This window comes from Mycobacterium sp. TH-M82 (assembly GCF_057473605.1).
The window spans coordinates 77918-90137 of record NZ_JBYCKY010000239.1 but is presented as its reverse complement, the minus strand read 5'-3'; the positions used below and the strand labels follow the sequence as shown (position 1 = coordinate 90137).

General features: G+C 66.6%; 9 protein-coding genes. 1 reads left to right on the top strand and 8 read right to left on the bottom strand.

Annotated features, from left to right (window positions below):
• Nucleotides 1–132 precede the first annotated feature (132 nt).
• The 8 genes from eccCa to AC2VON_RS07480 are packed head-to-tail and all read right to left on the bottom strand — an operon-like array spanning nucleotide 133 to nucleotide 11536.
• Entirely contained in the window at nucleotides 133–4230 is a 4098-nt protein-coding gene (gene eccCa, locus AC2VON_RS07515; RefSeq protein ID WP_486952381.1) for a type VII secretion protein EccCa, read from the bottom strand.
• Nucleotides 4227–5699, bottom strand: coding sequence for a type VII secretion protein EccB (gene eccB, locus AC2VON_RS07510; protein ID WP_486952380.1), 1473 nt, complete (start codon nucleotides 5697–5699; stop codon nucleotides 4227–4229). Before eccB ends, eccCa begins: the two co-directional genes overlap by 4 nt.
• Nucleotides 5699–7537 carry a type VII secretion AAA-ATPase EccA gene (eccA, locus tag AC2VON_RS07505; protein WP_486952379.1) on the bottom strand — a complete coding sequence of 613 codons (1839 nt, stop codon included), beginning with the start codon at nucleotides 7535–7537 and terminating at the stop codon, nucleotides 5699–5701. Before eccA ends, eccB begins: the two co-directional genes overlap by 1 nt.
• Nucleotides 7534–7911, bottom strand: coding sequence for a YbaB/EbfC family nucleoid-associated protein (locus AC2VON_RS07500; protein ID WP_486952378.1), 378 nt, complete (start codon nucleotides 7909–7911; stop codon nucleotides 7534–7536). Before AC2VON_RS07500 ends, eccA begins: the two co-directional genes overlap by 4 nt.
• On the bottom strand, nucleotides 7908–9224 hold the full coding sequence (locus AC2VON_RS07495) for a hypothetical protein (protein WP_486952377.1): 1317 nt from the start codon (nucleotides 9222–9224) through the stop codon (nucleotides 7908–7910). The genes AC2VON_RS07500 and AC2VON_RS07495 overlap by 4 nt, the downstream gene beginning before the upstream one ends.
• The gene (locus AC2VON_RS07490) at nucleotides 9221–9619 is read right to left on the bottom strand and encodes a hypothetical protein (protein ID WP_486952376.1); all 399 of its coding nucleotides are present in this window, start codon (nucleotides 9617–9619) and stop codon (nucleotides 9221–9223) included. The genes AC2VON_RS07495 and AC2VON_RS07490 overlap by 4 nt, the downstream gene beginning before the upstream one ends.
• 12 nt (nucleotides 9620–9631) lie before the next feature.
• The gene (locus tag AC2VON_RS07485; protein WP_486952375.1) at nucleotides 9632–11194 is read right to left on the bottom strand and encodes a PPE domain-containing protein; all 1563 of its coding nucleotides are present in this window, start codon (nucleotides 11192–11194) and stop codon (nucleotides 9632–9634) included.
• Between the two features lie 9 nt (nucleotides 11195–11203).
• Nucleotides 11204–11536, bottom strand: a complete 333-nt coding sequence (locus AC2VON_RS07480; RefSeq protein WP_486952374.1) for a type VII secretion target — start codon at nucleotides 11534–11536, stop codon at nucleotides 11204–11206.
• Between the two features lie 251 nt (nucleotides 11537–11787).
• Between AC2VON_RS07480 and AC2VON_RS07475 the strand changes: the two genes are divergently transcribed.
• The gene (locus tag AC2VON_RS07475) at nucleotides 11788–12219 is read left to right on the top strand and encodes a helix-turn-helix transcriptional regulator (RefSeq protein ID WP_486952373.1); all 432 of its coding nucleotides are present in this window, start codon (nucleotides 11788–11790) and stop codon (nucleotides 12217–12219) included.
• Nucleotide 12220: the final 1 nt, after the last annotated feature.

Genomic DNA, 12220 nt, shown 5'->3' with positions numbered 1-12220 from the left:
GCCTGTTTCGGCGTCAAACCCAAACTCACCCAACCATTCTCGCCGACCGCACCCGATTACCCGGTCAACGCCACGCGAAAAACACCAGCCACCTAGTCCACTAATTGCCGTGGGAACATCTTTTGTTAACACTCAGTCTTCCAATGCTTCGAAGACCGGAGTCTGGATCACCTCCCGCCCCTGGTTGGTCAACAGCACACCGCGTCCCTTGGGTCGCGATTCAAGCCTCTGGTTCAACACCGGTCCCTCTGACCTCAGCCCATCCATGATCAAGGCGGCACCACCGGCATCGTTAGTCAGCTTGGGCAGTGAATTGCCGGAACCGAGCAACCGGTTAGCCAGGGCCATCGGGCACCCGACAACCCCGTGTATTCCCAGCTGGTGACCGTTGCCCCAGTGCGGCGCCAGCGGCGCAAAGGCCTGGGGCGCAGCGTTGGCCACCATCGCGTAGTCATCGACGAACAAGAAGATCTCCGGCCCGCTCCACCAGGACCGGTTACGACGCTGCTCTCTGGTCTCGGTTCCCGTCGGTGCTCGCTTCTCCAACGCCCGCGCCACCTCGACCATGGCCGGCGCCAGCTCCATCGGGTTGGTAATCAGCCCCGACCGCGCCACCTGCCGCGTGATCCTCTGTGGCTGCCCTGGCTTGGCGGCTTCAGGATTGGCGACCTCCTGCTCACCGGTCCACCGCAGCACGTAGTCCTCGTCGACATAGTCGAGCAGCTTGGAACCCTTGAGATCGACAACGATGAACTTGACCTCATCGGCGGTGAACTTGCTGGTCAAAAAGCTCATGATCGACGCGATCTGGTGCGTCTTGCCGCAGTCCTTACTCCCGAAGATCGTCAAGTTGCGGTCCGACATGAAGTCGAATGCCACCGTGGTCAGGTCCCTCTCATAGAGCCCGATCGGCACAGTCCACCGCGACCCCTTCCAGTCCTCGGGCAGCGCCAGGTCGCTGGAAATAACCCGCTCGGGAAGCACCCGTACCTGGCGAGCTTCCTGGCCCTTCCACTGCGCGCTGATCGCCGCGATCGCATCCCGCAGGCCTGCATCGTCGACCGCCTCGACATCGTCGAGCCGAGGTGCACCGATCATCAGGTGCAAGTTGGTCGCCAGATCCAGAGCACGACCAGGGACGTCACCAGGGATCGATTCAGCCAGCCTCTTGTTGTTCACTCCGGACAGCTCCGGGGAGTTGAGCTTGAAGTCGACTCGGGTGCTGAAGCTTTGGTTCAGGTTGCGCCCCAGGTTCGACTGCACCTGCAAAGCGAGTACCACGTGCACACCGACCGCGAGCCCACCGTTGGTCAGCGCGGCCACCGAAGCCGTGAGGGGCTCATGGTTCTCTTTGAAGACATCCCAGCCATCGAGCAGCAGTAGAACGTCACCGTAGCCGTCATCGGGCGCGGTGCCGGCGACCAGGCGATCGCGGTAGGCGGCCATGTTCGAGATCCGGTGCTCGCGGAACAGCTGGGCCCGGTTCTTGACGACCTCCTCGACTTCGGCGATCACACGCGACACCGCGTCGATGTCGCGATGCACCCCGACACCAGCCACGTGGGGCAGGTCTTCCAGCGCGAGCAGCCGGCTGTCGCCGCTGAAGTCCAGGCCGTAGATCTGCAGCCGCGAGGGGCTGTTGAGTCTGGCCGCGGCGATCGCCAGGGTCTGCATAGCCACGGACTTGCCGGAGCGGCTGCGCCCCAGCAGGCACAGGTTGCTGTCCGTCAGGTCGACGCTGAACACTTCCTGGGCGTGCTTGAACGGCACGTCGAGCAAGCCGATCGGCAGGTTCAGTACCGCCTTCTCACCGGCCACCAGTCCACTGGCCTCCACCAGTTGCCCCACCGGACGTGGCGTCAGCAGCGGGGGCAGCCACAACTTCCGGCAGGGCTCGCCCTGACCGTCGAGTTGCCGCAGGATGACCTGGCCGACCTCCGGTGCGGCGGCGATCTCCTCACTGCTTCGGACCACCACGGTCGTCTCTTCGTCGGAGGCGTCGTTGAGGCCCGGGACCGGGACCGCCGCCACCCCGAACGACGCGACGCCGGACACTCCGGTGGCCTCAAGACGCTCCGATGCCGCCTTAGCTGAGGCATCGGGCGGAAAATAGTGCTCCTCGGTGTTGGCGCCACGGAAGTAGACCGGTTCTGCGCCACCGACTTTCAGGTATCCCTCGCCGGCCTCTTCCAAGTAGTAGGCGTCTTTGGTTTCGATAGCCGACGCCGAGTCCATGGCGGTTGCGGTCTTCATAGCGATGGTCCAGCCGGCGTTGCTCATCAGCTGACCGACGGGCACCCCACCCAGAGACTGAGTCGCCAGCACCAGGCACACCCGATCGGACCGCCCCTGCCGACCCAGGTGCTCGAAGACATCACGGAACTCGGGATGGTCCTTGAGCAACGCGGTGAACTCGTCGACCACCACCATCAAGGTGGGAAACGCTGGGATGTCAGCGCCACGCTCCCGCGCCTTGAGGTAGGTCTTGGCGTCACGAAACTTCTTGCCGGTGCTGAGCTCACCCATCGTGCTGCGCTGCTTCTGGCGCCGCTCGACTTCACCCCGAAGCACTGCTTCGAGACGGTCAATCATGTCGGGCGAGCTCAAGTTGGAGACGATCTCGACGGTGTGGTTGAGCCCCTCGAATCCGTCGAAGGTCGCATCACCCTTGTAGTCGACGTAGATCACGTTGAGCTGCTCTGGGGTGTGGTGGGCCAGCAGGGCGAGCATCATGTTGACCAGGAAGGTCGATTTCCCTGATCCGGTGGTCCCCAGGATGACGCCGTGTGAGCCCATCCCCTGCTCGGCGACCTCTTTGATGTTGATCATCATCGGCGCCCCGGTCTTGCCCCACCCGATCGGAACGCGCATCCGCTCGGGGTCACCCTCGGCATAGGACCGCCACAGACTGGTCCCCATGGTGCCCACGTCATCGACGTTGTGCACCGACGCCCAGCTCTGGAGGACACCCCCACCGGCCTGCGATCGCACGGCGGCCGCCTGCTGATCGGTGGCCGCACGCCAGCGCGCCATGACGCGCGCCACGCGGCGGGCGTGCGCGACATCCACGGTGTCGACAGCACTGGCCCAGTTGGTCAACGGATCGTCGGCACTGAGCTTGCGCTTGCGGGCCCGCCCATCGACGTCGACCTCGACGCGTGCACCCAGGACCTCGAGGTCGTCTTCGCTGTCGCCGCGGCGGATGACGGTCACCGCTTCCATGCCCTCCCCGGCGCCGGGGATCGCACCGAGGTGATCGGCGACCACGATCAGCCATGGCTTTGCGCCGGTGTACTGGGCATCGGTGGAGAAGTCACCGCGGCCGGCGAGGATGTCGGCGAGCCCGGTGGAGGCTTGCTCGCGCGTGTAGACCATCCGCTCGGTGCCCAGGGCGTCGCGGCGGGTCGGGTGCTGGTTGTGCGGTAGCCATTTGATCCAGTCCCAGGCCTCGGGGTCCTCGGTGACCACGGCGATCAGCACGAGGTTGGGTGGGTGGAACACGGCCAGTTGCAGCAGGATTGCCCGGATCGCGCCCATGGTGTCGCCGGGGCCGAAGAACTGCACGGCGCGGTGGGTCTTGAAGTCGATCGCCACGGGCATGCCCGCAACCGCCTGGTGCGCCCGCTGGAAGCGTTCACCGAAGACTCGGGAGACCGGCTCTAGCGAGGTCTCTGGTGCGGCGTCCTCCATGGTCATGCCGCCGCCGAGCTTCTGGGTGGCGACCCCGACGCGCGGCGCCACGATATAGGTCGGGTCATTTTGGGGGCGTGTGCGCTCCCACATTCGCGGGCCGCCCACCATTGCTGCCAGCGCCTCAGGCGGCGGCGCGAAGTGCGCCAGGTAGGCGTACTGGTCCTTGGCGCGGCCGTGGACCTTGCGACGCAGGTTGGTCAGCATCTCCAGGTATTTGCGGCGCAGGCCGTTGATCTCAGCGGTGTTGGGGCCGCCGCTGTTGCCGTGGCCGGCCATCATTCCGCCGCCACCCATGAGCATCATGAGTGGGAACATCAGCATCATCGGGCTCACGCGGCGGGCCCCGGAAGCTAAGAAGATGCCGAGCATCCCCACGATGGCAATGACCATCAGCCACGGGACAGCCTTCTGGAACCAGTGCGGCGGCACGACTTCCTTGATCTCAGGAGGCGCCGGTACCGGAATCGCTTGGTTGATCTCCTTGGACGACGGCGCCGCGACCGTCCTGCGGACGGGAATCCATGGCCGCACACTCACTTCGGGGGGTTCCCTCCACTCAGAGCCGACGCCAGAGGGCTCGGCGACACGGTGTCCTGACTGATCAACGCAGCTTCCTTCGACAATCCCGGGCCACTGGCCAGCACCGCCAGCGCGGCCCACGGCGCCTGGATGGGCATACTGAGCCCGAGCGAGGCCGCCGCCGATTTGCCCGAATCCGCCGCAATCATCAGCCCGTAGCGCACCCCGGCATCCGAGACCCACCACTGCGTCTCACGGGCCGGGGATCGCGGATCAGATCCGGTGGTCTGCACGAAATAGCCTGAGCCGGGAGGGCTGTACATCGACACCCCGGGCCGCGACACCAGGTCGTGGCGCCACAGACCACGCTGCTCGTCGTTGAGCGGCAACCCGGCCATGAACGTCAGCGATGAACTCGACTGCTGCTCTCCGGCCCGCTTGACCCATTGCCAGCATGTGACGGGCTGCGTCACGGTCGCCGCCGAATGCAATGGCTTCTCCGGAAAGACGCTGGTGTCCAAGCCCGCCGCCGACGGGAGTTTGGCTACGACGTCCTGGGACACCGTGGGCGCCACACTGGCCCCGAACGTGTTGGTGTTGCGGATCACCGACGCCATGACTTCCGGGATCTCCTGTATCCCCTCCACCAACACCACATACCAGGTGACCGAATCAGCCTGCGGCACACGCAGAACCGACCCGACGACCACTCCCGGAGCCACCGGATACGGCGAGGGTGTCCCGGCTTCGGGGATCACCGGCGAGCCGATCGGCCGTGCTGCGGGGATCGCGTTGAACAGATCGCGGCTGATGATGTCGATCCGGGGGAACCGCTGCAGGCCCAGGCCCAGAATCAGGGCGGTGTCGCCGATGTCGATGCGCCGCCGCACACCGTTGTTCAGCAGCCAGGTCGCCTGATCGGGTCCCTGCACGATCCGCGCCGAGGCCGGATCGGCCGTCAGGACACTCTGGGTTGCGCCGGCGATCACCGCGGTGTGATTGCCCGGATGGGTGGTGTCTGGGTGATCGACGACATCGCAGACCGTCCACAACGAATCGGTCGCCTTGGGTTGGACGACTTCGGCCGGCGCACCGGGGATGCCCACCAGCGGCCCGCGGGGGCGGCTCTGCACCTCTTTGGTCTTGACCGGTGTTGGCTTGTCGGCCGTTCCCGTGATCAGTTGCGCGGAAACGAGATTGAGCACCGGGTGCAGCCTGTCGTCGATGGTGACGAACAGCTGCGCCGAGTCTCGCGCCTGCACGATCTGGGCCCCGTTACCGAGCCCCTGCGGCTTGAAGTAGGCCATCGCCACACACCCAACCGAGATCAGGCAGATAAAGGCCACGCCGATCGTCTGGCCGAGCGCTGTTCCCCGCGCCGGGTCGTGGCGCATCGAGGTTTCGAAGCGCATGAGTGCGTGGTTGAGTCGTGTGACCAGGAACTTGTAGCCGCTGACCTGGAGTTTCGAGGTGGGGATGAACGGCATCAGTTCTCTCCCGACACGATCGCAGCCAAGTCGATCCCGGTGGCACTCGACTCGCCGGCGAGGACCTTCGTCAGCGCCTTGCGCATGTCAGCTTGCTGAATCGTCATCAGCGCCTCTTCGTTGAAGACCTCAGGAGGGTCCTCGTCGAGCCGTACTTCGCGAATGGCCTCGCTGGCTTCCACGACCTTGCGGATGAATCTCCCGTTGCCGACGGCGTCGATCACGCTGCGACCGGTGTCGGCTGTGGTCATCCCCGACAGGCGCCGGCATACCTCTCGAAGGTCCTCGGCGGCCGCGGGGGCGATCACGTCGTCACGACCTGCGGCAAGAAACTCGGCGATCTCGAGCAGTTCATCGGGGCTGTAGGTGTTGAAGCGGAACCGATGGGCGAACCGCGACGATATTCCCGCGTTGCTGGCAAGCAGGTAGTCGATTTCAGCTTCGTAGCCGGCGATGATCACCACGAACCGGCCGCGATCATTTTCCAGATGGGTCAGCAGGGTGTCCATCACGGCTTTGCCGAAGCTGTCGGCGTTGGACCCACTGTTGTCCTGGCTCACCAAGGTGTAGATCTCGTCGAGAAACAGCACACCGTCCATGGCCTCAGCGATGACAGCACGAGTCTTTGCCTCGGAGTCACCGAGATGCTGGCCGATCAGGGTCTTGGCGGGGACTTCGACCACCTTGTCTTTCGAGACGATCCCCAGGCCGCACAGGATCTTGGCGATCACGGTGGCCACCGTCGTCTTGCCGGTGCCCGGCGGCCCGACGAACACCATGTGGTTGGCCGCCGCCGGCGTCTTGAGGCCGAGTTCACGGCGTTTCTCGGCCATCCGGATCGTCGCCCGGAACGTCTTGACCTGATCTTTGAGGTCGTACATACCGATCTGGGCGTCGAGTTCGGCGCTGGCTTCAGCGAGCAGCTCGGCGCGGTCTGCGGTCTTGCGCTCACGCATGATGTCTTCGGCACTGGGCCCTGTGGCGGGGTCCCACGGATCGGTGCGCTGTTCGACGGCCTCGCGGGTGGTGATCTGCAGCCGGATCTCCGGGTTGTTGATCGCCGCGGTGACATCCGCCGACGGAGCCTCCTCGGCCACCTGCCGCAGCAGAGCCTGCGCCCGGTCTTCGTCGCCACGTTCACGGGCGATCATGGCCAGATACCACTGCGCGCTGGCCAGCACCTGCGAAACGATGGGCTGCTTGTCGGGTTCAACGACGCGACGGGCCTGGTCCTGGGCGGCGTTGAGCAGACCGAACGCGTCGTCGAGCTCCCCGAGGCGCGCGTGCGCCATGCCGGCAGCCAGGTCGGCGGCGATCTTGATCATCGGGTCCTTGTCGAACAGTCGCACATTCGACGTGAGCGTGCCGATGACATCGGCCCACCGTTCGACGCGGTAGTAGATGGCGGCCCGCACCCACTCGGTGACCGCGGTCGGCGAGGTCTCCGAGAGGGTGTCGATAGCCTCGCTGTAGTCGGGCGAATCGGCCATGACCAGCGTCCTGGCCAGTGCCGCCGTCAGTGCCGACTGGTCATAGATGGCCTGATTCAGCCCGATGATGCCCATGCCCAGATCGAAGGTGGCCCACAGCTTGGACGGGTGGATACCCATCCGGGTGACCTCGGCGCCCATGGACGCGCGACTGCGCCACGCCTTGTACATCGTGGCCCCGCCGGCGTCGCCGCACAGGATCCGGCCCAGCCACGCGTCGCACATCGACGGATCCAGGTCGCTGGCGACGGTGAAGTAGTGCAGGGCCTGGCGCTGGTCGGCGTGGCCGCCGTCGATGACGCCCAGTGCGGCAACGCCGGCGTGGAAGTTCTCCGCTGCGGCGCTCATCCGAGCACGCCCGGCTGATCTGAGTAGCGCGTTGCGAATTCGGCAGATTCCATGTCTCGATATTCCTCAGGGGTTGGGAGTTTCTGGACGCGTCGGCAGAAGCGGTCCGTGCGGTCGGTGACGTTGGGGCCGTCGCCGGCCACGGCGGCCAGGGTGTGCAGTCGAAGACCCATCCGATACTTGGCCCGGGCCAGGCCGGCCAAGGCGACGATCTCATCGGCTAGGGCGATCTCGCCCTGGCGCAGCGCCTCCTCGTCGAGCATCAGCGCCACGACCTGCCCGCGGCCATCGCAGCTGACGCCGACCGATCCTGACGGGTTGTAGACCGTGAACTCCGAGGCGTAGAACTCCTCGATGTCGGCGTCGCCGCTCACGAGGCCTCACCTCCGTCTGCGTCGTTGGGAAACGCCCCTTCGGTGAGCATCGTCGCGATCTCCGTCAGTTCGGTGTTGGTGGGGTCGACCTGCAAGCCCCGCTGCGCGTAGGACAAGGCAGTTTGGGGCTGATCGACGTGGCGGGCGGCCAGTTCGCGGCACACCGCGGTGATCAGTCCTGTCATCGGGGCAAGCACCGCGGCGGCCCATTGCGGGGCGTGGCCACCGAACAGTTCGCCGGTGATCAGCTCCGCAGCTGCGGTGAGCTGCTCGGTGGGCGCGGTCGCGGGATCTTGTGCGGTCTCGACGAATCTGCGCCAGTCCGAGTCGATGTCGATGCTGTACCCGGCGTCGCTCATCACTGGTGCCACGCCGCGGCGACGGATCTTGCTCATCGCGACATGGAAGCTTTTCTGCCGTTCGGTCCCGTAGAGCATCTGGCACAGCTGCGGCGTCGTGATCGGCTGCAGCAGTGCGATCGCGGCAACGATCTGCTGCTGCATGGGCTGCAACGCCACCCCCTGAGCGTCGGTCACCTCGAAGTCGCCGAACAGCCTCATCGATACCGGCCCCAGTCCCGCGACGGCGGCCCCGTCCGTCTCGTCGCCGTTGTCGGCTTCACCTGCAGGCGTGGACAGTTCGAGATCATCGTCGCCATCGGCGATCTCGATGTCGCCGGTCTCGCCCTTCTCGTCATCGTCGGTGTCGTCCGGCTCGCCGACCTCGCTTGCCGCCGGTTCGTCACTGGTGGCGGCCTTCGTCGGTGTCCGCAGGGGCCGTACCGGCCAGGATGTCCCGACCGCCATCACGTCAACCCATCCTGGCTCGACGCCGTCGACGAGCGGGTCGGCGATCACGACGGTGGCATCAGCGCTGTCGCTCAGACGAACTCCGGCGATGCAGGCCGTGTCGCCTCCGGCGCCTTGAATCTGCGCCTGCAGCAACCAGTTCCCGATCAGGGACTCCCGATCCCGGCACGTCACCCCAATCTCGTCGATCGCCAGTGCGTTGACCGCGACGACCTGCTGCTCACCGACGCCGACAACCACCAGCACCGGATCAGCCGAGGAGTCTCGCAACCCCGGCTCGGCGTCGCGGGGGGCCCGCAGCCAGCCCGGCTCGACGTCGGGCTCCCAGGGCGCCGGCAGACGCCCCGGCTCCGCCGAGAATCTGACACGGACCCACCGAGAATCGGTGCACGCCACCACAACTCGTGAGGACGTCAGCGAGTGAACGCCTCCGAGGAGCTTGCGTACTCCCCCGGTCAGGCATTCGGCAACCAGTTCCCCGGGTGTGACCATCGGCGCGGTCACGGCGCCGATCCATCAGCATCATCTGACTCGCCCGCCGGCGCTTCCGCGGCCTGCTGCGCCGACGGGCCGAACCACTTCTCCAATTCCGCCCAGCCCGGCACCGCGGCCCGCGCCGCCTCTTCGCGCCGTTCCTCCCACACCGCATAGCATTCCCGCAGCCCGTCCATGACTAGGGCCTCAAGCTCCGCCGGTCGATACCGGTCGGCGACGCCCTCACCCAGAAACAGGTTCGTCAGCGCACCGTAGCCGTCGATCTCGGGCATGACATCGGGCTCAGACGGCGCGGCCCGGCGCACCCGAAGGTCGTCGAACATCGCTGCTTGAGCCGCACGCAGGGCATCGCTGAGACGCTCACTCTGCGCCAGGTACTCCGCAACGGCAGGATGGTATGCCACCAGCACGCCCTTCTATGTCTCGGTTGGGCGGACGCGCTTGCGCTGCCCGGCGATCGGCTCGGTTGTTTCGGCTTCGTCTTTCACCAGGGCCTCGTCGGGGAACCACTCCTCGTTGCGGTCGATCTCCTTGCCCTCGCCACCGCGGCTCCCGGGCGGCATCATGCCCATCGGCATCATCCCGCCGCCCATGCCCGACCGGCCCGCACTCCCAGAGGCCCCCGCCATCGGCGTGGCCGTGCTGGTCGTCGACGCCGTGGCCGCCGGGGGCGCACTGAGCTGCTCGGGCAGGCCCGCCGGCAAGGTACGCCCGCCGCCTCCGCCGCCACCCAGGCCGCTAAGACCGCTGCCTCCAGAACCCAGCTTGCTCAACGGGTTTCGGGGCATGCCGGACCCCATGCCGCCCGACGACGGCGAGCCGCCCATTCCGCTGCCGAGTTGACTTGCCGCTTGACTGGCCTGCTGCCCGACCTGCTGCAACTGCTGGCCCGCTTTGCCGAGGGATTGCCCGACGGAGTTGGCGATCTGGCTGGGGATCTGCATCGCGGACTCCATCGAATTGCCGGCGGCCTTGCCGGTGGCTTCGCCCGCGTCATCGGCGGCGTCGCCGGAGAGCAATTCGTCTGTGTCGATGGCGCCGTAGTCCTCGGCGGGCTTGTTGGGAACGTGGGGGTCACCGTCGCCGCTGACCCGGGGGGAATCGCCGGGTTGCTTCGACTTCATGTTGGTTCCCCCGGCCTCCTCGCCGTAGGTGTTGATCGCCTTCGTCGACGCCGTTTTCATATCGATGAGCTCACCTTCGCGCTGAGCGGCCTCGCCGGCGTCACCACGCGACATCGCGCCGAGATATTGGGTGCGGGTCTGCTCGTAGTCCTCGGCGCGGGGATGGCTGCCCAGGGCGGTGTTCCAGTGGGCGCCGACCTGCCTGGCCGAGGCCGCGTGACTGGTGGCGGCGCTGGCCGACTCGTCCATCCAACGGGCGAAGCCCTGCAGCCGTGACACCAACGCGGTCGAGTCCTTGCCCTCCCAGGTCGCGGGCAGCTGCCCGGCCAGTGAGTGCAGGGACTGCGCTGCGGCGGTGAGGTTGCTCGCGGCCCCGTCCCAGGCCAGAGCGTGGGCCTCCAGTCCAGTTTGCCCGGCACCGGAGCGCAAGGCGGTATCAAGTACGTCGGGCTCGCCGACGGTGGCCGCCAAGGCGGCGGGCATGTCGATCGGCAGGTCGGGGATAGCGACGCTGGGCGGGGTGGGGATGTCGATGCCGGCGATCGCCGCGGCGGCGGCCGCGGCGCCACCGCCCTTGCCGGAGACCATCGCTGCGCCTTGGGCATCGTTGGTCACGTAGGCCTGCAATGCAGCGGCCACAGCCTTGGCACCGGCAGCCAGGCGCGGTATCCCACCGGCCAGCTGGGAACTCAGTCGCCCCGAGTTCACCGCGACGTGGTTCGCTGCGGCGACCGAGACCGGGTCCGTGCCGGCGGGCGGCGGCGGGGGGATCAGCGCTGGTGCCGACAGTGCTGCGGCCGCCGCGTTGAGCGTTGCCGCGATCTGCGGGCCCGCCGAGGCGGGATCGACACGCACACCAGCCACCTACACAACACCGCCTGCGGCGCGGACCGCCGTCGCTCCTGACGAATCAGTGCCGTCGTATCCCTGCGCGGCGGCATCCAGCGCAGCCTCCAAATCACGATGACGGTCCGTCGTGGTGCTCGCCTGGTCACCCAGGCCCGTGTAGAAGTCGTTCAGCGCATCAGCGACCGGGGCTGCCACCGGCCCGTAGTGGTGCAGAACCTGCTGCTTGGCGTTGGCGAGCCACTGCTCGCACGCCTGGCGATATTCGTTCAGTACATCGGCGTTGGCACCGTTGCCGGCCGCGGCAGCGCGAAGTGCATCCGTGTCGACAGAGATTCGCTGTGTTCCCATGCGGTAATGATCTGCGGGCGAACAGCCGTTTTCAACAGCCTCCCGTCGATGAGCTCGTGCGGGCACTACTTCCTGCGCTGTCAGGGTCACTTCATCACCCCCTTCTACGCTAATCTATACCGACAATGTACTACGGTATCATGTGCCTACATGGGATGCCATCGGTCACACTGCAAAACTATGACGCCTCCCACCAGCGCCACCCACAAACGCCCACACGACCCCCCACACCACCGTTGAGCAGGCGCATCATGCGCGGATTCGACCGCGCGACCCTCACAAAGGCCCGCACCGCCGCCGGCCTGAGCCGCCAAGACCTCGCCCGCCTTGCCCGCACAGGCCGCGCCACCATCGACAACTGGGAAACCGGACGCTCCAGCCCACAAATCGACGTCCTCATCCGCGTCGCCGACGTCCTCAAACTCGACCTCGAAACGCTGATCCACATCCCCCACGACCAGCGATTCCCCGGAGACTGGCGCGTCATCCGCGGCCTCACCCAACCACAACTGGCCACCGCCACCGGCCTCAGCACCACCACCATCGGCGCCATCGAACGCGGCGAAGTCACCCTGGCCGACGCCAGCGCAACAGCCATCGCCGCAGCCCTCGACATCACCGCCACCACCTACCGCGACGCCTACGAGCGCTCCCGCACCCGACCAGCCGGCACACCGGCCTAAC

Bases quoted from the DNA above. Each gene is read 5' to 3' on its own strand.
- eccB (WP_486952380.1), bottom strand. From the start codon at position 5,699: ATGCCGTTCATCCCCACCTCGAAACTCCAGGTCAGCGGCTACAAGTTC.
- eccA (WP_486952379.1), bottom strand. From the start codon at position 7,537: ATGAGCGCCGCAGCGGAGAACTTCCACGCCGGCGTTGCCGCACTGGGC.
- AC2VON_RS07480 (WP_486952374.1), bottom strand. From the start codon at position 11,536: ATGGGAACACAGCGAATCTCTGTCGACACGGATGCACTTCGCGCTGCC.
- AC2VON_RS07475 (WP_486952373.1), top strand. From the start codon at position 11,788: ATGCGCGGATTCGACCGCGCGACCCTCACAAAGGCCCGCACCGCCGCC.